Source organism: Streptomyces luteosporeus (assembly GCF_039532865.1).
GTDB lineage: Bacteria > Actinomycetota > Actinomycetes > Streptomycetales > Streptomycetaceae > Streptomyces > Streptomyces luteosporeus.
This window is the reverse complement of sequence record NZ_BAAASL010000001.1, coordinates 351,122-370,301: the sequence shown is the minus strand read 5'-3', so window position 1 is coordinate 370,301 and position 19,180 is coordinate 351,122. Positions and strand designations below refer to the sequence as shown.

The following is a 19,180-nucleotide window of genomic DNA, read 5'->3' as shown; positions in this document are numbered from 1 at the left end:
TTGACCTTCACACTGATGTCAAAGGGGAGCCTACGAGGCATGACGAACATTCCCGCGGGCTACCCGCGTCTGCACACGACCGTCCACGGCTCCGGCCCCGGCATCCTCCTCGCGCACGGCGCGGGCGGCAGCATCGAGGGCAACTACGCGCCGCTGATTCCGGCCCTGGCCGAGCACCACACGGTGGTGGCCCCCGACTACCCCGGCTCCGGCGCGACCCCGCGCGCGTCCGTCCCGCTGACCGCCGACGGCCTCGCCGACGCGCTGCTGGCCGCGGCCGACGAGGCGGGCCTGGAGACCTTCACGCTGCTGGGCTACTCGATGGGCACCCTGGTGTCCGTACGCATCGCCGCCCGCCACCCCGAGCGGGTGAAGGGTCTGGTCCTGACGGCCGGTCTGGCCCGCCCCGACAACCGGGTGCGCGCCTCCCTGGACCTGTGGCAGCGGCTGCTGGCCGTGGGCGACGTGCGCTCCTTCGCCCGGTTCACGGCGCTGACCGGCCTCGGCGCGGACTTCTTCGACGCGGTGCCGGAGGAGGAGCTGGAGGCGTTCTACGACACCCTCGCCGAGGGCGTCCCGGCGGGTGCCGCCGAGCAGGCGGCGGTGGTCCTGGCGACCGACACCACCGCCGACCTGCCGGGCGTCTCGGTCCCGACACTGGTCGTGGCGCCCACGCACGACACCCTGGTCTCCCCCGCCAACTCCCGCTTCCTGGCCTCCCGCATCCCGGGCGCGGAGTACGCCGAGCTGCCCACCGGTCACGTCCCGGCGGCCGAGCGCCCGCAGGAGTGGCAGAAGCTGATCACGGACTTCCTGGCGCGCCACGGGCTGTAGGGGGCGCGCCCCGTCAGGGGCGCCCCCCAGGGGCGCGGGGAACTGCGCGATCGGCCACCGACGGCCCGCAGTCGACGCACCACCCCGTCTGCGGGCGCGTCGTGGCTTGTCGCGCAGTTCCCCGCGCCCCCCTTCGGGGGGCTCAGATGCGGGCCAGGCGCCACAGGCGCCAGATGCCCGTGCCGTCGGAGACGTACTGCGTGCCGGAGACCGAGGACGTGCTCAGGACGTAGTCCTTCTTCTGCCACAGCGGCACCAGGGGCACGTCCTCGGCCACGATCTTCTGGATGGCGCGGAAGTCGGTCGCCAGGCGGCTGCGCTGGTCGTTCTGCTGGGTGCGGCGGATGAGCCGGTCGACGCGGGGGTCGGAGTAGCCGGAGTGGAGGGCGTTGTCGGTGCCGACCAGGGGCGTGGTGAAGGTGTCGGGGTCGGGGAAGTCGGCCACCCAGCTGACGCAGTACGCGTCGTAGGCGCCGCGCGCGTAGCCCTCCTGGAACTCCTTCCACTCCGCCTTGCGGGTCTCCACCCGGAACAGGCCGGTGGCCTCCAGCTGGCGTTTGAGGAGGGCGGCCTCCTGGTCGGTGGCCACGCCCTGGGAGTAGGCGAGGGTGAAGCGCACGGGCGTGGTGATGCCCGCCTCCTGCAGGATGCCGCGCGCCCGTTCGGCGTCGGGGGCGGGGTAGGTGTCGAAGAAGGAGGTGGCGTGGCCGGTCAGGCCCTGGGGGATGAGGGAGTACAGGGGTTCGACCGTGCGCTGGTGGACGTCGCGGGCGAGCGCCTGGCGGTCGACGGCGGCGGCCACCGCCCGCCGTACGGCCACCGGTCCGGCCGGTGCGCCGGGGCGGAGGTTGAAGACGAGGAAGCGGGTGTTGGCCGCGGCGTTGGCGCTCATGCGGATGCCGCTGTCCGAGGGGGTGAGGCCGGCGAGCTCACCGGGCGGCATCTGCCGGGTGACGACGTCGAGGTCCTTGTCGTGCCACGCCCGGCTCAGCCCCGCGGGATCGCGGAAGTAGCGGACGGTCACGGGGTGGCCGGTTTCCTTCACCGCGCCGCGGTAGTGCGCGTTGGGTTCGAGGTCGGCGCTCTCGCCGGGCCGGTAGGAGGTGAGCGCGTACGGGCCGGAGCCGTCGACGCCGGTGCCGGTGCGCAGCCGGTCGGCGGGGTAGCGGCTGCTGTCGACGATGGCGGCCGCCCCCGTGGCGATCTTGAAGGGGAAGGTGGCGTCCGGCACCTTCAGCCGGAAGACGACCCGGTCCCCGCTGGTCTCCACGGACCGCAGGGTGTCGATGAGCGGGCCGGGCCCCTGCGGCGAATTGATGCGGACGATGCGGTCGAAGGAGAACTTCACGTCCTTGACCGTCAGCGGGTCGCCGTTGGCGAACTTCAGGTCCGGGCGCAGGGTGCACGCGTACGTGCGTAAGTCCTCGCCCTGGAAGCCGCAGCTGCGGGCGGCGTCGGGCACGGGGGCGTTGGAGCCGGGCGTGAAGGTGAGCAGCGACTGGAAGACGTTGCCGTACAGCGCCCAGGAGCCCGCGTCGTAGGCGCCGGCCGGGTCGAGGGCGCTGACGGTGTCGGTGGTGCCGACGCGCAGGGGACGGTCGTCCTCGTCGTCCCCCGGGAGCAGTCCGCAGCCGCCGGCGCCCGCCGCCAGCAGTGCCAGCCACACCCCGGCCGATCGCATCCGGACACCCCGCATCGCCCTGCGCCTCCCCCTGCCGCCCAGTGATGCGCATCACCGTAGACAGGCGAACGGGCGTACGTCCGGGGAATCGGTCAAGTGATCGGCCGAAAGCAGCGGTACGAGCTATGACGTTCGCCGCAAGGCACGCACACCGCGCAACCCGATGAGGCCGACAGCCGTCCCCAGAAGAAACGAGGTGATCGCCAGAGCCAGGTGCACCCAGAAGTACGTGGTGGGGTCACCCGATCGGTCGAAGGCCAGCCCGCTGCCGTCCTTGTAGAGATTCTTGATGAAAGTGGCCCAGATGACCCAGCTCCAGACGCCGAAGGCGAGCAGGAACCAGGAGACGGGACGGGTCAGGACAGCGGGGCCCGGGGCGGGCGCGGGGGTTCGCGGGGCGGCATCCCCGGAAGAATTCACCATGGGTTTCAGTATGCGTTCCGGCTTCGGCACTGGTCCTATCGGGTCCTCGGCGGGCCCCCGCCGTGAGGCGCCGTCCCGGTTCGCCGGGCGTGGAGGTACGTTCACGTGCGTGCCGACGACGACAACTCACCCCCCGCGGTACTCCGCGACGCCGCGACGCCGCTCCGCGGCCCTGCTGGCGGCCGGCGCCTCCCTGCTGCTTCCCCTGGCGACCGCCGCCCCCGCCCTCGCGGCCCCCGTGCCGAGCCCGGCCGCGTCCTCCGCGGCTCCGGGCGCCTCGCCCTCCGTGGAAGGGCGCACCGACGGCAAGGCCAAGCCACCGCCGAAGCAACCGCCCGCCAGAATGTCCACGGTCGGCGGCGATCTGCTGGGCCGGCCCGGCACCCAGGTGCAACTGGGCCCGGGCGCGCCCGCGCTGCCCCGTGACCTGTCCGGGGCGTCCTGGCTGGTGGCCGACGCCGAGTCCGGCGAGATCCTGGCCGCGCACAACGCCCACTGGCAGCTGCCGCCGGCCTCCACGCTGAAGATGCTCTTCGCCGACACCGTGCTGCCGAAGTTCCCGAAGTCCCGCAAGTACCAGGTGCGCGCGGCCGACTTCGAGGGCATGGGCGAGGGCAGCAGCCAGGTGGGCATGAAGGAGGGCCAGACCTACTCCGTCCACGACATGTGGATGGGCGTCTTCCTGCGCTCGGGGAACGACGCGGTGCACGTGCTGTCCTCGATGAACGGCGGTGTCGCCAAGACCGTCCGGGACATGCAGGCGCACGCCGACGACCTCCAGGCGCGCGACACGCACGTCATCACGCCCGACGGCTACGACGCCGACGACCAGGTCTCCAGCGCGTACGACCTCACGCTCTTCGCCCGTTCGGGGCTGCAGAAGGCGGACTTCAGGGAGTACTGCTCGACGGCCCGTGCGCAGTTCCCGGACGACGAGCACCCCGGCCGGACGAAGGAGATCGTCAACACCAACCGCCTGCTCACCGGCCAGGACGGCGTCCCGCTGTACAAGGGCATGGCGGGCGTGAAGAACGGCTCCACCACCAACGCGGGCAACACCTTCACCGGCGTCGCCCAGCACGACGGCAAGAAGCTGCTGGTCACCGTCATGAACCCGGACATCAAGGAGCGCAACCGGGTCTACGAGGAGACCCGCATGCTGCTCGACTGGGGCTTCGAGGCGGCCGGCCACGTCAAGCCGGTCGGTGTGCTCGTCCCGCCGAAGTCGGGGTCGTTCGACACCGACAAGTCCGGGCGCTCGGGCGCGTCGAGCCCCAGCGGCGCCCAGGCCGCGGTCACCGGTGGCGGCAGCGACGGCATCTGGACGGCCGTCGGCCTGACCGGCGGCGCGCTGGCCGTGCTCGCGGTGGCCGGATACGTCGTCAACCGCCGTCACCCCCTGCCGCACCGGGCCCGCAAGGGCCCGTCCCACGCGGGCCCGCCCAAGGAGTAGCACGTAGCGCCCCGTAGGGGGCGCGGGGCAGTGTCCATCTGCGGCTCCGCCGCGTGGGCGCGACAAGCCACGACGCGCCCGCAGACGGAGTGCCGTGCCTCGCCCGGGACCCGAGGTGGCGCGTCGGCTGCGGGCCGTCGGTGGCCGGTCGCGCAGTTCCCCGCGCCCCTACGGGGCGTCGTCGTGCCGCGTGGGCGCATCCGTCGCCGTCCACGCGGCACAGAAGAGCGTCAGCTTCGCCGTGAAGTTGATCCACAGCAGCAGCGCGACCGGGGTGCCGAAGGCGCCGTACATGCTCTTGCCGGCCACCCCCTGCAGATAGCCGCTCAGCACCAGCTTGAGCACCTCGAAGCCGACCGCGCCGATCAGGGCGCCCTCCACCAGGCGGCGGCGCGGCGGCAGGACGCCCGGCAGCCGGGAGAGCACGTAGAGCATCAGCAGGAAGTCCGCGAGGACAGCGATGCAGAACCCGGCGGCGGTCAGCACCATCCCCGCGCCCTTGAGGCCCGCGTGCCCGGCCACCCAGTCGACGGCGGCCGAGGCGAACGCCGAGCAGCCGGCCGACACCAGCACCACCGCGCCCAGGCCCAGCAGCACACCGGCGTCCTTGAGCCTGAGCAGGAACGGATTGCCCGGGTCCTCCTTCAGTCCCCACACCACGCGCAGGCACTCGCGCAGCGAGCCGACCCAGCTGATGCCGGTGAACAGCAGCAGGGCGCCCGCGACCAGGCCGACGGTGCCGGCGTTGTCGACGAAACCGCCGATGTTCAGGCTGTCGGAGATGCCCGGCACCTGCTGGGCCAGGCGGTTCTCCAGATCGTGGGTGCGTTCCTCGCTGAGCAGCGCGGCCGCGACCGCGGCACCGAGCGTCAGCAGCGGGAAGAGGGCGACGAAACTCGTGAAGGTGATGGCCGCGGCGAGCCGCGTCCACTTCACCCGGTCGAGTGTTTCGTACGCGCGCCAGGCGTGCGTGCGCATGGCCCGCGCGACGGCGGGTCCGACCAGGGGCAAGCGGGTGAGCCAGTCCATGACACGACATCTACCCCGCGGACCCAGCGATTACGGAAAGGGACGCGGCAGCGGCGAGGACGTACTGCCCTGCCGGGGCACGGCGGCGGGCACCGCCGCGGTGCCCGGCGCGCCCGTGCCGAACGGGCCGAAGGGGAAGTCGCGCTCCAGGCGCCAGATGCCGTCCTCGCCCTGCTCGTACAGCGCGAAGCCCTCGATGGTCCACTCCGCCTCGTAGTGCGCGAGCTCCTCGAAGGCCCGGTCCATGGCCTCCTCGGCGATGCCGTGCGCCACCGTGACGTGCGGGTGGTACGGGAACTGCAGCTCCCGCGGCACCGGACCGGAGGCGTCCCGCAGCTGCTTCTGCAGCCGGGCGCACTCCGTGGCGCCCTCGACGACGTTGACGAAGACCACGGGCGAGAGCGGGCGGAAGGTGCCCGTCCCGCTCAGCCGCATCCGAAAGGGCCGGCCCGCGGCCGCGACCCCGGCGAGGTGCGCCTCGATCGCGGGCAGCGACGAGGCGTCCACCTCGGTCGGCGGCAGCAGGGTGACGTGCGTGGGGATGCCGTGGGCGTGCGGGTCGCCGAAGCTCTCGCGGCGCTTCTGGAGGAAGCTGCCGTACGGCTCCGGGACCGCGATCGAAACGCCGAGCGTTACGGTCCCCACTGCGTTCTCCCTCCTGTGCGCCTGTACGTCCCCGTGGCAAGTGTGGCGGCTGCGCCGCCCCCGCTGCCAGAATCAGTGCTTCGCCGGCAGGAAGCCCATCCTGTCGTAGGTCTGCGCCAGCGTCTCGGCGGCGACGGCCCGGGCCTTCTCCGCGCCCTTGGCCAGCACCGCGTCCAGCGTCTCCGGGTCGTCCAGGTACTCCTGCGTACGGGCCCGGAAGGGGGTGACCCACTCCACCACGACGTCGGCGAGGTCGGTCTTCAGCGCGCCGTAGCCCTTGCCCTCGTACCGCTGCTCCAGCTCGGCGACGGTGGTGCCGGTCAGCGTGGCGTAGATCGTCAGCAGGTTGCTGACGCCCGGCTTGTTCTCCGCGTCGAAGCGGATCACCGTGTCGGTGTCGGTGACCGCGCTCTTGATCTTCTTGGCCGAGACCTTGGGGTCGTCGAGCAGGTTGATCAGGCCCTTGGGGGTGGCCGACGACTTGCTCATCTTGGCCGTCGGGTCCTGCAGGTCGTAGATCTTCGCGGTCTCGCGCACGATGTGCGCCGACGGCAGGGTGAAGGTCTGCCCGAAGCGCCCGTTGAAGCGCTCGGCGATGTCGCGGGTCAGCTCGATGTGCTGGCGCTGGTCCTCGCCGACCGGCACCGCGTTCGCCTGGTACAGCAGGATGTCGGCCACCTGCAGGATCGGGTACGTGAACAGGCCGACGGTGGTCCGGTCGGCACCCTGCTTGGCGGACTTGTCCTTGAACTGCGTCATGCGGGAGGCCTCGCCGAAGCCGGTGAGGCAGTTCATCACCCAGGCCAGCTGCGCGTGCTCGGGCACGTGGCTCTGGACGAAGAGCGTGCAGCGCTCCGGGTCCAGGCCGGCGGCCAGCAGCTGGGCGGCGGCGACGCGGGTGTTCGCCCGCAGCTCCTTCGGGTCCTGCGGCACGGTGATGGCGTGCAGGTCGACGACCATGTAGAAGGCGTCGTGCGACTCCTGCAGAGCCACGTACTGACGGACCGCACCCAGGTAGTTCCCGAGGTGGAACGAGCCTGCGGTGGGCTGGATACCGGAGAGAGCGCGCGGACGATCAAGGGCCATGCACAACATTCTCTCAGGTGCGCGGGCCGCGCAGGGTCAGCGGTCGCAATGCGCCCCCGCGGTGGTGGTTCAGGGGTGTACAAAGGCGTCGGCGCCCGGCCACGATGGCCGACACCGGCACGGGCACCCACACCGGCACTGCCGACCGCCGCCGCGCCGCCCGCCGCCCGCCGTCCCCGGACAGGAACGGAGCACACGTTGACGACCGCCACGGAACGCAACATCGCCGCCGCCGAGGAACACAGCGCCCACAACTACCACCCCCTGCCGGTCGTGGTCGCCACCGCCGAGGGCGCGTGGATGACCGACATCGAGGGGCGCCGCTACCTCGACATGCTCGCCGGCTACTCCGCGCTGAACTTCGGCCACGGCAACCGGCGGCTCGTCGACGCGGCCAAACGACAGCTGGACCGGGTCACGCTCACCTCGCGGGCCTTCCACCACGACCTCTTCGCCCGTTTCAGCGCGGAGCTGGCCGAGCTGTGCGGCATGGAGATGATCCTGCCGATGAACACCGGCGCGGAGGCCATCGAGACCGCCGTGAAGACCGCCCGCAAGTGGGGCTACCGCGTCAAGGGCGTCCCGGACGGACGGGCGAAGATCGTCGTCGCCGAGAACAACTTCCACGGCCGCACCACCACGATCATCAGCTTCTCCACCGACCCCGAGGCCCGCGCCGACTACGGTCCGTACACGCCCGGCTTCGAGATCGTCCCCTACGGCGACCTGGCCGCCCTGGAGGCGGCGGTCGACGAGCACACGGTCGCCGTGCTGCTGGAGCCGATCCAGGGCGAGGCCGGCGTCCTCGTCCCCCCGCCGGGCTACCTGGCCGGCGTCCGCCGGCTCACGACCGAGCGCAACGTCCTCTTCATCGCCGACGAGATCCAGTCGGGCCTGGGCCGCACGGGCCGCACGTTCGCGTGCGAGCACGAGGGCGTCGTTCCCGACATGTACGTCCTGGGCAAGGCCCTCGGCGGCGGCGTCGTCCCGGTCTCCGCGGTGGTCTCCTCCCGCGCCGTCCTCGGCGTCCACCGCCCCGGCGAACACGGCTCCACCTTCGGCGGCAACCCCCTGGCCTGCGCGGTGGCCCTGGAGGTCATCGCCCTCCTGCGCACCGGCGAGTACCAGGCCCGCGCGGCCGACCTCGGCGACCACCTCCACCACCAGCTCACCCTCCTCACCGGCACCGGCGCCGTCACCGCCGTCCGCGGCCGCGGCCTGTGGGCGGGCGTCGACATCGCCCCGGAACACGGCACGGGCCGCGAGATCTCGGAACGCCTGATGGAACGCGGCGTCCTGGTCAAGGACACCCACGGCACGACGATCCGCATCGCGCCCCCGCTGGTCATCACGAAGGAGGACCTGGGCTGGGGCCTCGACCAACTGAGGGCGGTCCTGACGACCCCGGCGGCGAGCGCGGCGTAGGGCGCGGGCGCTCGCCACGGGGGCGGTTCGTCAGGCCTGCGAGGCGGCCTTGCGGCGGCGGACGGCGAAGACCGCGCCGGCGCCGACCACCACGGCGGCACCGGCCGCGAGGGCGATCTGCCCGGTGGACGAGGAGGCGCCGGTCTCGGCGAGGCTGCCGGAGGCGGAGCCGGAGCCGGTCTTTGGGGCGGCCTTGGCGGTGGCGGGCCGGGAGGTGGACGGCACCGCGCCCGTGGGCTCGGAGCCGGCGGCGCCCTTGGTGGGCTGAGCACTCGGCACGGGGCTGGGCGCGCCCTTGTCGCTGCCGGAACCGTCCTTCTTGTCACCGGCCTTGGCGTCGGCCAGGGCCTTCTTGGCGGCGTCGAGGTCGGTCTTGGCCTTGCGGAGGGTGTTCTGCAGCCTGCCGTGGTTGCGCGTGGCCTCGACCAGCTCGTCGGACCAGGCCTTGCCTGCCACCTCCAGCTTCGCGTCGGCGTCGGCCTTCGCGGCAGCGGCCGTCGTGGCAGCGGTTTCCGCGGTGGTGACGGCCTTCTGGGCCGCGGACTTCTCCGCCTCGCCGGCGGTCGCCGGCAGCGCCGCGAGCGCCGCCTTCGCGTCGGCGAGCGCCTTGTCCGCGGCAGCCTTTGCGCTCGCGGCCGTCTTGGCGGCGGCCTCGGCGGCCTCGATCTTGGGCTTGCCGGGGAAGTCGTCGGTGCGGAAACGCTGGTAGGACGCGCGCTCGGCCGCGTAGGCGTCGTCGTACGCCTTCTGCGCCTCGGCCACCGCCTTCTCCAGCTGCGCGACGGTGGGCTTGGCCTGCGCCTGCGACTGCGCGGCGAACGCGGAGGTGGCGGGCAGCAGCGCGACAGGTGCGGTCACCGCGGCGGCGATGGCGGCCGAGACGAGAGCGCGACGGATGTTCAAAAGCGACATCTCCAGATATGAATGCCGGACAAGACGTCCGCATCGTATATCCGTGCGATCAAAGGATGACGTGGGGGATGAAGCGGGCGTACCCGTCCGTGATGGGGCCCGACGACTCGCGGATGCCGAGGCCCGCCGGTTCGCCGTCGACGATCCAGGCGCCGAGGACGACGTGGTTGCCGTCGAACTGCGGCAGCGGGGCCAGTTGCTGGTAGCAGCAGGGTTCCGCCGGTGGGGGTGGGGGTGGGGTGCCCGGGGGGTGGAGGGTGATGCCGGCGCCCTCGCGGCCCAGGAGGGGTTTGGCCGCGTACCCGGTCGTGTGCGCCAGGTCGCGGGGCCCGTCGAGGTGGGCGGGCAGGAGGTTGGGGTGGTCCGGGTAGAGCTCCCACAGGACGGCGAGCAGGGCCTTGTTGGACAGCAGCATCTTCCACAGCGGCTCGATCCACAGCGTGGACCCCGTGCCGCCGCCGTTGTCGAGCGTGTCCAGTGCCTGCGGGCCGAAGTCGTCGTCGACGAGCCATTCCCAGGGGTAGAGCTTGAAGCAGGCCCGCAGGAAGCGGAGGCGTTTGTCGACGAAGCGGCCGGAGAGGCCGTCCCAGCCGATGTCCTCCATGGAGATGGCTTCCGTGGCGAGGCCGGCCTGTTCGGCCGTTTCGCGCAGGTAGGCCGTGGTCATGAGGTCTTCGCCGATCTCGTCGCCGATGGAGTGGGCGAAGTGCACGGGGGCGCCGGGCGGCAGCAGGGCGGCCTGGCGTTGCCAGGCGGCGACGAGGCGTTCGTGCAGGGAGTTCCACTGGTCGGCGTGCGGCACTCCGGCGAAGCGTTCCTCCATCCAGAACCACTGCGGTCCGGCGGCCTCCACGAGGGAGGTGGGCGTGTCGGCGTTGTACTCGAGCATCTTCGCCGGGCCACCGCGGCCGTCGTAGTGGAGGTCGAAGCGGCCGTAGAGAGAGGGCAGTTCCTCGCGCCGCCGCCAGGACTCGGCGATGAGTGCGGCCAGGCGTGCGTCGTGGATGCCGAGATCGGCGTAGCGCTCGTGTTCGACGATGTGGGCGGCCGCGGCCAGGCACATCGCGTGGAGTTCGGCGACGACCTCTTCGAGGTCCTCGATCTCGGGGAGGGTGAAGGAGTAGTAGGCGCTCTCGTCCCAGTACGGGCGCAGGGTGCCGTCGGGGTGGCGGGTGAGGGGGTAGATGAGGCCCTGTTCCTCGACGGTGCGCTGCCAGTCGGGGCGGGGGGTGGTGCGGTGGCGTTGCATGGTCGTACGTGTCCGGTGGTTCAGCCGCCGCTGGAGCCGGAGTGGCTCTTGGACGAGGAGCAGCCGAAGCCGCCGCGGGAGACGGCCTTGCTCTTGTCGAAGGTGCCCTTGTCGGCGCGGCCGGAGCTGTTGGAACTGTTGGAGCTGCCGTAGTACCAGGTGCCGGAGCCGGAGCCGGACGAGCCGCTGCTCTTGCAGGCCTTGGAGTCCAGGACGCGGTATCCCTTGCCGGCCTCGTAGCTGTTGCGGTCCACGCAGCGCTTGTCCGGTTCGGAGCCGCAGGAGGTCAGGGCGGTGGCAAGGATGCCCATGCCGCCGAGTATCACTGTGCCGGAACGCAGCTTTCGCTGTTTTTGTGCCATGTGCGACGCCCCCGTCGTGTTCGAAAGTGCGTCCACACACTAACCACGCCGCACGCCCGACCCGCACGGCGGTCCGCCCCGTAGGGGCGCGGGGAACTGCGCGACAAGCCACAACGCGCCCGCAGGCGAAGTGCTGCCGTGCTGCGCCCGGCGCCGATCGCGCCCACGCGGCGGCAGCCGCAGATCGACACTGCCCCGCGCCCCTACGGGGCGCTACGCGCCCTTGCGGAAGAGCCGGTTGAGGGCGGTGCCCAGGCGGGGCTCCCACGGGGTGCCCGGGGGGACGGCGATGCCCACGTCCTCGGCCAGTTTCCGCAGGTGGACGTCGACGGCGGCCTCGACCAGGGCGGCGTGCACGGCGGCCGCCCGCCGGCCGCGCCGCCAGGCCACCAGCCCGGTGGCGGCGGCCCCGGCGGCGGCCGGCCACCAGAGGCAGCCGAGGACGGCGTAGCAGCCGGCCCATACCGAGCCGGCGACGGCGGCGTCGAAGCGGCTGCGCGAGGCGCGCAGCTCCGTCCTGGTCTCCTGCGGCAGCACCAGCCACAAGGGGGGCCAGCAGGCGGCGAGGTCGATGCCGTACTGGCCGCGCAGGCGGCTCTCCGTGGCGGCGAACCGGTCGCCGGTGTGCGTGGGCCTGATCGGCTGTGCGAGGGAGATCAGGTCGCGGCGGGCGGCGAGTTCGTCGATCCGCCGGCGGTCCGGGTCCTGGCGGTGGTGGGCCGGTGCGGCGCGGCGGATGGCGTCGATCTGCTGCTGGAGGGGTGTCCAGCGCCCGGCCCTGCGCGCGGTCAGCCGCCGTTCGAGTGCGTGGGCCGCGCGCGGCCAGTCCCCCGTCCACAGGCGTACGGCCGTTTCCTCGGCGCACGTGTGGACGAACGCCCCTGCCGCCACCGACGCGAGGACGACCACCGCCACCGCCGCTACCTGGCCAGCGACCGGCCAGTGTCCCGCCGTCGCGGCCCAGTGGCCGGCGCGTTCGCGCAGGAGGCCGCCGTCGAGGGCGTGGCCGTGGCCGAGCACGGCGGCGGCCGTGCTCGCCGCGACGAGGAGCAGCCCGGGGGCCGCCGACGCGGACACCCACTTCTCGGCCAGCTTCTCGCCGAGGCCGTCGAGGACGGGGGCCACCGGCTCACGCCTCCAGGACGCGCAGCGGCCGGTCCCGCAGCCAGCAGCGGCCGCCGGCGGGCAGCGCGCCGCCCGGTTGCCGGACGTCCTTCAGGCCGCACCAGCCGTCGGGGCAGACGTACACCTCGCCGGCGGAGTGCGGTACGAACCCGGGGGCTCCGCCCTCGCCCTCGCCGCGGGTCGCCCCCGTGGCACCGGTCAGGACGTGTGGCGGGATGCCCAGGCCGGCGATCGCCTGCTGCACGGTCGTCGTCCCGGCCTGGACGGCCTGCACGGCGGCGCGCAGGGCGTCGCCGCGGCCCTCGGCGGCCATGACGTCGTCCAGCCAGGCCATTGCCGCGCAGAAGGCGGGGCGCAGCGCGCGGTCCTCGTCCATGTCCCCTGTGTCTCCCATGTCTCCCTGCCCTTCACGGTCCGCTGTGGACGACCGAGGCCCAGAACAGCGGGTCGTTGTAGTCGTCGTGGGCGCGCAGGGTCGCGACCGCCCGGTGCAGGGCGTGGGCCGGGCCGGGCGCGTCCGGTGCGGCGAGGTTGCGGTAGACCTCGCCGGCCAGCAGCGGGCCCATGGCGTCGGTCACGGTCCACAGGCTGCCGATCACGTGGCGGTAGCCGCACAGCTGGAAGGCGGAGGCCACGGAGAGGACTTCGTCGGCCAGTTCCTGGCCGGTGGCCGCGCTGTGGCAGGCCGACAGGTACGCGAACTCGGCGTCCGGGAGCCGTTCGGCGGCCAGTTCGCGCAGGGTCAGCTCGCCGCCGTGCAGCAGGAGCCGGCTGCGGGAGGGGACGTCCGGGTCCCGTACGCCGTGGCAGGCGAGGTGGGCGTGGGTGTGGGTGCGCAGGGCGGCGAGTACGGCCTCGGGCGTGGCGTCGGTGTCGCGCAATGCGTCGCGCGGGGCCCGCATGGCGCTCGTGACGGCCAGCTCCTCGTCCAGGGAGTGCAGCCGCGGGTACGGTCCGGCGTCGACGGCGACCGCGGCGAGCGAGGCGCGTCCGGGCTGCGGTGCCGGCCGGGAGCGGGCGTGGAGCAGGGAGCCGAGGGTCGGTACGTACGAGGAGACGACCCGGTCGTGGACGTGCGCACCGTCCTGGAGCACCGCAGCGTGCAGCGGCAGCAGGGACAGGACGCCGGTCGGGCACCACCACAGCCGCGGCAGCGGCCCACCAGGGCCGAGCCGGTCGAGGCCGGGGTGGCCGAGGCCGAGGTGGTCGAGGACGGGGCCGGCGATGTGGGTGCCGAGCCAGCTCAGGGTGCTCTTCATGGCGACGTCGTGCCGGTAGCGCTCGAGGCCGGGGGTGGCCGGGTCGGTGAGCGCGGCGACGGCGGTGTGGAAGGTCTCGGCGTGGGCGGCGACGTCGTCCGCCGTGACCTTCAAGGGCAGGTGGTCGAGTGCGCCCCCGTCGGTGGAGGGGGTCAGCAGGAGGGCGAAGCAGCCCAGCGGGGACACGTTGATCGCGGCGACCGGCCCGTGTGCTGCCGCTTCCCTCAATTTTTGCCAGCTGGGCGGCCGTTGGAAGTCCTGCAGGCCGCGCAGGGTGCGGATCTTCTCGACCAGCGCGTCGAAGTCGCCCGCCGCCTGCCGGCGCTGCTCGGGGCTTCGGTGCGGGGCGACCAGCTCGGCGCAGACCTGCTCGAAGCGGTCGGCGAGCGGGCGGGACGCGGCCCTGAGCTCGTCCTGGCGGCCGCGCAGCCGGAGCGCCTGGGCCAGCAGGACGCCACGGCCCTGTTCCAGGCGGACGAGTGCTTCCTCCGCCTCGCCGGCCAGGAGCGAGACGGTGGCGGCCGTGGTGGCCAGCGGGGGCAGCTCGCGCAGGCGCGCCTCCTGCGACTCCCGGCCGAGCGTCCGCCCGGCCAGCTTGGGCAGGAGGTCGGCCAGCGCCACGTCGAAGGCGGTGCGGGCGGCTCCCAGTGCGCCGAGCTGGACGGCTGCCGTGGCCCACCGGCGGGCGCATATCAGCCGGCTGCGGATGTCCTGGGCGGACGCCCGCGCGGCGGCCGCGTACTGGTCGATCGCGTCGGCGAGACCGGTGCCGTCGCCCGTCAGCGTGGCCCGCGCGAGCAGGACGTCTCCCAGTTCCATCCGGGCCAGCAACTGGTGAGGGCCGGAGTCCGAGGGGCCGGCGTCCGAGGGGCCGGTGTCCGAGGGGGTGCCGGCCAGGGGCCGCAGGAGTTTTTCGGCTGCGTCGAGGCTCTTGATGTCCCCCGTGCGCACGGCTCGTTCCTCAAGGGCGACGGCCAGCTTGATCAGCATCACGGGGTGGTCGTGCTGGGACGGCGGCGTGGTGTGCACCGCGAACGTGAGGTCGTCGATGGCCTGGTCGATGTCGGCGAGGTCGCCGCCGACGCGGTACCGCATGGTCAGGACGGAGGCCCGGTCGGTGAGCCGCTGCGGGTGGGCCGGCGAAGCGGCGGTCGCCGGGTCGTCGCACGCGGCCCGTGCGGCCCGGGTGGCCGCCTCCAGGTCGGGGCGTTCCTGGAGTTGGACGTACCGGGCGAGGTGCGCGACGGCCAGGAGGGAGAAGGTGGTGGCCCGCGCCTCGGCGTCGGGGGTGCCCGCTGCCAGTACGGCCTCCAGCTCGGCGATCGAGGCGTCGAGGTCGGTCAGCTCGCCCGTCAGCTCGAAGCGTATCCGCAGCGCCTGCCCCAGTTCGGCACGGCGTCGCGAGCGTTCCTGCTCCCCGGTCGTGGGCGCGTCGATGATCGCGCGTAACAGGTCGACGGCCCTCTCCAGCCGCTCCGGTCCGCCGTGCCGTATGTACGCGGTGATCTCGGCCTCGGGGCTGCCGTCGGGATGCGCGGCCGGCGGCTGACCTGCCAGCGCCTGCCGGAGCCCGGTCAGCATGCGCTTGCGGAACGGGTCACCGGCCGGCAGGGCGGCGAGAGCCTCGCGCATGGCGCGGACGCCCGCCTCCCGCGTACCCGGCGGTGCGTCCTTGCAGCGGGCCACGGTCACCAGGGCGGAGCCCAGGTTGAAGGTGATGTGGGGCTCGGAGGGCGTGCCCCGGGCCTCCTCGCGCGCCCAGGCGATGAGGGCGATGCTCGCGGCGATGCCTTCGTCGAACCCGTCCCTCTCGCTGCTCAGGAGCAGGGCGCTGCCGACGGCGTGCACGGTCTCGTAGGCAGGGACCACGCGCTGCGGGTCCCGGTCGAGCACCTCGCGCAGCCCCTCCGGCACGAGCCGGGGATCCGCCGCGTGCACGAGGCCGAAGAGGAACCGGCAGGCATTGACTTCCCATTCGCATTCCTCCTCGGGCAGATGGCTGCACCGTGCGAGGTAGTAGTAGGCAGCCATGTAGACCCGTACGAACGCCTCGCTCCCGACCGGGCCCGCTCCCTCCGGTGTCAGCCGGTCGCGCACGCCGTGGAGCGCCATGGCGACGTTGGCGTGTGTCCGGCCGGCGAGCACTTCTTCCCTCGACTCGGCCGACCATGGCAGGGCCCCTTCCGCATACTCCACGTCCGCTCCCCCGTTCCCCGTTCCCCCACCGCGATCGACGGCAACGGTAGCGAGCGGAGGGGGTCGGGACAGCGGCAATTGCCGAAAACAGAAGGGGAGTTGAGGGGGCGGTCAGGAAACCGTCAGCACGACCTTGCCCGTGACGCGGCCCGTGTCGCCCAGCGCGTGGCCCTTGGCGGCGTCCTCCAGCGGGAAGACGGCCTCGACGACAGCCTTCAGCTTGCCCTCGCGCACCAGGTCGGCGATGGCGCGCATGCCCGCCTGGTCGGCCTCGACGAGGAGGGGGTAGGCGCGAGCGCCGCGGGCGGCGGCCCGTTCAGCGAGGTCGTCCGGGAAGTCACGGATGGCGATGTTGATCAGCTGGCCGCCCGGCTTGAGCACGTCCACCGACCGGGTGGCCGTCTCGTTGCCGATGGTGTCGAAGACGACGTCGACCGGCTCGATCGCCGTGAAGTCCTCGGTGCGGTAGTCGATCACCTCGTCGGCGCCCAGCTCGCGCAGCAGCGCGTGCTTGGGGGCGCTCGCCGTGCCGATGACGTACGCGCCGCGCGCCTTGGCGATCTGGACGGCGAAGTGGCCGACGCCGCCCGCCGCGGCGTGGATGAGGACGCGCTGCCCGGGGCGGACGTCCGCCGCGTCGACGAGCACCTGGTACGCGGTGAGCGCGGCCAGCGGGATGGCGCCGGCCTGGACGTGGTCGATCGTCTCGGGCTTGCGGACCAGCGCCCGGGCGGGGGCGACCACGTACTCGGCGAAGGACCCCACGCCGTACGGGTACGGGAGCATGCCGAACACCTCGTCGCCCGGCTGGTGGAGGGTGACGCCCCAGCCCACCTCCTCGACCACGCCGGAGACGTCCCAGCCCAGGGTCAGGGGCAGGCGGTCGAGGAAGCCGGCGCCCTGGCGGTGCTTCCAGTCGGTGGGGTTCATGCCCGCCGCGCGGACGCGGACGAGCACCTCGGAGGGGCCCGGGACGGGGCGGTCGGTCTCGATGCGCTCCACGACCTCGGGGCCGCCGTACGTGTGCTGGCTGATCGCCTTCATCTTGCTCATGGTGCCCAGCCTCTCCGGCCGGCGCACGCCGGGACAGTGGCCCGGGGGCCATGATGTGCAAACATTGGGCCATGCATCGTGTGGTGGTCCTGGCGCTGGACGGCGTCATTCCGTTCGAGCTCAGCCTGCCCGGACGGCTCTTCGGCGTCGCCCGGGACGCCGCGGGCCGGCCGCTGTACGAGGTGCTCACCTGCTCGCTGGACGGCGGGCCCGTCCGTACGTCCTCGGACTACACGATCAACGTCGGGCACGCCGCGGCAGAGGTCCTGCCCGGCGCGGACACCGTGGTCGTGCCCGGCGCCGAGGAGTTCACGCAGATCACGCACCGGGCGGCCCTGCCCGAGCCGGTGGCGCAGGCGATGGCCCTGATCCGGCCGGACGCCCGCATCGTCGGCATCTGCGTCTCCACGTTCCTGCTGGCGGCCCTGGGCCTGCTGGAGGACCGGCCCGCGGCCACGCACTGGTTCCACGCCGAGCACTTCCGGCGGCACTACCCGCGGGTCGACCTGGACGCCGACGTGCTGTTCGTGGACGCCGACGGCGTCCTGACGTCGGCGGGCGCGGCGTCCGGCATCGACCTGATCCTGCACCTGATCCGCAAGGACCACGGCAGCGCGGTGGCCAACATGGTGGCGCGCCTGTGCGTCATCCCGCCGCAGCGGGAGGGCGGGCAGGCGCAGTACGTGGAGCGTCCCGTACCGGCCAGCACCGACGCCAGCACCTCCGCGACGCGCGCCTGGGCCCTGGACCGCCTCCACGAGCCCCTGCAGCTCGCCGACCTGGCCCGGCACGCCGGGATGAGCCGGCGCACGTTCACCCGCCGCTTCCGCGCCGAGGTCGGCATGAGCCCGGGCCAGTGGCTGGTGCAGCAGCGCACCGACCTGGCCCGGCACCTGCTGGAGACGAGCGATCTGCCGGTGGCCCGCATCGCCGAGCGCACGGGCTTCGGCACGGATGCGACCCTGCGCCACCACCTGCACGCGACGATCGGCGTGTCGCCGGGGGCCTACCGGCGGACGTTCCGCAGGGCGGCCTGATCCCCCGCCGGCTTCCGTTCCTGCCGCTGCCACTCGCGGCCGATCGCGTGCAGGAGGGCGGGGTACACCACCGCGTACCGGAACGGCTTGATGGCGGCCATGTAGCAGGTGCCGAACAGGCCGTTCGGCCTGACGAGTACGGCCATCCGGCCGCGGTGGCCGCCGCCGGGGGCCGGGACCCAGCTCAGGTGCAGGATGCCGTGCACGGTGCTGTTGGCCATTTCGGCCGCCCACTCGTCGTGCGTCGCGTACAGGGGGCGGAAACCGCCGACGCCGAGGACGGCGGCCGGCACGGTGTCGCGCAGGTCGTCCGGCAGGCGGTCCTGCAGGGTCGCGACGCGGGCGCCGAAGCCGGCGGCGGGCTTGTCCCAGCCGAAGAGCTTGCCGAGCTTCCAGCGGATCGCGAAGAGCAGGCGGGCGGCGCCCGAGGTGCCGCCCATCAGCTCGCCCTCGGTGAACAGCCGCACGAGGCGGGGCAGGTCGTCGGGGCCGCCCGGGGTGGGCAGGTCCCACACGTCCTCCAGGTGGAAGTCGCCGGCGATCCCGTGGATCCGCAGGGGGCGGGAAGTGTGAGAGGTTCTGGGCAGTTTCACGAGCAACCCCCGTCTATACGGTGACGTATAAATCGAGGGTAGGCACATCTGTACGGAGCCGTATAGATGCGGGAGCAGTGAGGGGAGACACAACCATGGCCGTGGCCCGCACGCCGCGCGGCAAGTGGATCGAGGCGGGCCTGGAGGCGCTCTCCGCCGGCGGCCCGGACGCCGTACGGATCGAGTCGCTCGCCCAGGCGCTCGGCGTCAGCAAGGGCGGCTTCTACGGGTACTTCCGCAATCGCGACGCACTCCTCGACGAAATGCTCGACGCCTGGGAGCGCGAGGTCACCGACGAGATCATCGAACGCGTCGAGGCGGACGGCGGGGACGCCCGCACCAGGCTCCAGCGGCTGACGGCCATCGCCTCGTCCGCCGACGGGCTGACCTCCGACGTCACCACCGACCTCGCGATCCGCGACTGGGCCAGGCGCGACGAGGCGGTGGCCCGCCGCCTGCGCCGCTGCGACAACCGGCGCATGGCCTACCTGCGCGAGCTCTACGGCGACTTCTGCCAGGACGCGGAGGAGGTCGAGGTCCGTTGCCTGCTCTCCTTCTCCCTGTGGATCGGCAACCACCTCGTAGCCGCCGACCACGGCCCGCGCACCCGCGCCCAGGTCATGCAACAAGCCGCCCAACGCCTCCTGGCGTAGGACGGCGCCCGACTGGGCGCCCCGCAGGGGCGCGGGGCGGCGTCGATCTGCGGCTGCCGCCGCGCGGGCGCGACCGGCCACCGACGGCCCGCCATCTTGTGCAGCCCCCCGTCAGGGGCGCGGGGAACTGCGCGATCAGCCACCGGCGGCCCGCAGCCGAATGCG

Annotated in this window: 18 protein-coding genes; 5 read left to right on the top strand and 13 right to left on the bottom strand. The window is 73.0% G+C overall.

Features of this window, described 5'->3' with window-relative positions; genetic code table 11:
* Positions 1 to 39: 39 nt before the first annotated feature.
* The gene (locus ABD361_RS01705) at positions 40 to 834 is read left to right on the top strand and encodes an alpha/beta fold hydrolase (RefSeq protein WP_344432772.1); all 795 of its coding nucleotides are present in this window, start codon (positions 40 to 42) and stop codon (positions 832 to 834) included.
* A 142-nt stretch (positions 835 to 976) separates the two neighbouring features.
* On the opposite strand, the gene ABD361_RS01700 is transcribed toward ABD361_RS01705, so the two are convergent.
* Together ABD361_RS01700 and ABD361_RS01695 are read right to left on the bottom strand one after the other, a co-directional pair.
* Positions 977 to 2,530 (bottom strand): ABC transporter substrate-binding protein, encoded by a 1,554-nt coding sequence (locus ABD361_RS01700; RefSeq protein WP_425583107.1) that lies wholly within the window; start codon positions 2,528 to 2,530, stop codon positions 977 to 979.
* 108 nt (positions 2,531 to 2,638) lie between these two features.
* Positions 2,639 to 2,938, bottom strand: a complete 300-nt coding sequence (locus ABD361_RS01695) for an SCO4848 family membrane protein (RefSeq protein WP_344432770.1) — start codon at positions 2,936 to 2,938, stop codon at positions 2,639 to 2,641.
* A gap of 109 nt (positions 2,939 to 3,047) precedes the next feature.
* Here ABD361_RS01695 and ABD361_RS01690 point away from each other — a divergent pair, with 109 nt between their 5' ends.
* On the top strand, positions 3,048 to 4,391 hold the full coding sequence (locus ABD361_RS01690; RefSeq protein ID WP_486387900.1) for a D-alanyl-D-alanine carboxypeptidase family protein: 1,344 nt from the start codon (positions 3,048 to 3,050) through the stop codon (positions 4,389 to 4,391).
* 168 nt (positions 4,392 to 4,559) lie between these two features.
* On the opposite strand, the gene ABD361_RS01685 is transcribed toward ABD361_RS01690, so the two are convergent.
* The 3 genes from ABD361_RS01685 to trpS all read right to left on the bottom strand — a co-directional run bounded on the left by ABD361_RS01685 (position 4,560) and on the right by trpS (position 7,151).
* Positions 4,560 to 5,420 carry a YihY/virulence factor BrkB family protein gene (locus ABD361_RS01685; protein ID WP_344432768.1) on the bottom strand — a complete coding sequence of 287 codons (861 nt, stop codon included), beginning with the start codon at positions 5,418 to 5,420 and terminating at the stop codon, positions 4,560 to 4,562.
* A 30-nt stretch (positions 5,421 to 5,450) separates the two neighbouring features.
* Positions 5,451 to 6,065, bottom strand: coding sequence for a 2'-5' RNA ligase family protein (locus ABD361_RS01680; RefSeq protein ID WP_344432767.1), 615 nt, complete (start codon positions 6,063 to 6,065; stop codon positions 5,451 to 5,453).
* Positions 6,066 to 6,137: 72 nt separating this feature from the next.
* Positions 6,138 to 7,151, bottom strand: a complete 1,014-nt coding sequence (gene trpS, locus ABD361_RS01675; RefSeq protein ID WP_344432766.1) for a tryptophan--tRNA ligase — start codon at positions 7,149 to 7,151, stop codon at positions 6,138 to 6,140.
* A gap of 198 nt (positions 7,152 to 7,349) precedes the next feature.
* Between trpS and rocD the strand changes: the two genes are divergently transcribed.
* Positions 7,350 to 8,576: an ornithine--oxo-acid transaminase gene (gene rocD / locus ABD361_RS01670; protein WP_344432765.1), complete on the top strand. Its 1,227-nt coding sequence runs from the start codon at positions 7,350 to 7,352 to the stop codon at positions 8,574 to 8,576.
* Between the two features lie 30 nt (positions 8,577 to 8,606).
* Here the strand turns inward: rocD and ABD361_RS01665 are convergent, their stop codons facing one another.
* From ABD361_RS01665 to ABD361_RS01635, 7 genes are all read right to left on the bottom strand, one after another.
* A complete protein-coding gene (locus ABD361_RS01665; protein ID WP_344432763.1) occupies positions 8,607 to 9,488 on the bottom strand; it encodes an LAETG motif-containing sortase-dependent surface protein in 882 nt (293 codons plus the stop codon).
* 49 nt (positions 9,489 to 9,537) lie between these two features.
* A complete protein-coding gene (locus ABD361_RS01660; protein WP_344432762.1) occupies positions 9,538 to 10,737 on the bottom strand; it encodes a glutathionylspermidine synthase family protein in 1,200 nt (399 codons plus the stop codon).
* A 20-nt stretch (positions 10,738 to 10,757) separates the two neighbouring features.
* Positions 10,758 to 11,099: a hypothetical protein gene (locus ABD361_RS01655; protein WP_344432761.1), complete on the bottom strand. Its 342-nt coding sequence runs from the start codon at positions 11,097 to 11,099 to the stop codon at positions 10,758 to 10,760.
* Between the two features lie 213 nt (positions 11,100 to 11,312).
* On the bottom strand, positions 11,313 to 12,224 hold the full coding sequence (locus tag ABD361_RS01650) for a hypothetical protein (protein ID WP_344432760.1): 912 nt from the start codon (positions 12,222 to 12,224) through the stop codon (positions 11,313 to 11,315).
* A gap of 4 nt (positions 12,225 to 12,228) precedes the next feature.
* Positions 12,229 to 12,618 carry a hypothetical protein gene (locus ABD361_RS01645; RefSeq protein ID WP_344432759.1) on the bottom strand — a complete coding sequence of 130 codons (390 nt, stop codon included), beginning with the start codon at positions 12,616 to 12,618 and terminating at the stop codon, positions 12,229 to 12,231.
* 13 nt (positions 12,619 to 12,631) lie between these two features.
* Positions 12,632 to 15,679 (bottom strand): CHAT domain-containing protein, encoded by a 3,048-nt coding sequence (locus ABD361_RS01640; RefSeq protein ID WP_344432758.1) that lies wholly within the window; start codon positions 15,677 to 15,679, stop codon positions 12,632 to 12,634.
* 111 nt (positions 15,680 to 15,790) lie between these two features.
* Positions 15,791 to 16,723: an NADP-dependent oxidoreductase gene (locus ABD361_RS01635; protein ID WP_344432884.1), complete on the bottom strand. Its 933-nt coding sequence runs from the start codon at positions 16,721 to 16,723 to the stop codon at positions 15,791 to 15,793.
* Between the two features lie 80 nt (positions 16,724 to 16,803).
* On the opposite strand from ABD361_RS01635, the gene ABD361_RS01630 reads away from it, so the two are divergent.
* Positions 16,804 to 17,769 (top strand): GlxA family transcriptional regulator, encoded by a 966-nt coding sequence (locus tag ABD361_RS01630; RefSeq protein ID WP_344432757.1) that lies wholly within the window; start codon positions 16,804 to 16,806, stop codon positions 17,767 to 17,769.
* On the opposite strand, the gene ABD361_RS01625 is transcribed toward ABD361_RS01630, so the two are convergent.
* Positions 17,739 to 18,362 carry a DUF2867 domain-containing protein gene (locus ABD361_RS01625; RefSeq protein WP_344432756.1) on the bottom strand — a complete coding sequence of 208 codons (624 nt, stop codon included), beginning with the start codon at positions 18,360 to 18,362 and terminating at the stop codon, positions 17,739 to 17,741. The two genes, ABD361_RS01630 and ABD361_RS01625, sit on opposite strands and share 31 nt — an antisense overlap.
* A 95-nt stretch (positions 18,363 to 18,457) precedes the next feature.
* On the opposite strand from ABD361_RS01625, the gene ABD361_RS01620 reads away from it, so the two are divergent.
* Positions 18,458 to 19,015, top strand: coding sequence for a TetR/AcrR family transcriptional regulator (locus ABD361_RS01620; RefSeq protein WP_344432755.1), 558 nt, complete (start codon positions 18,458 to 18,460; stop codon positions 19,013 to 19,015).
* Positions 19,016 to 19,180: the final 165 nt, after the last annotated feature.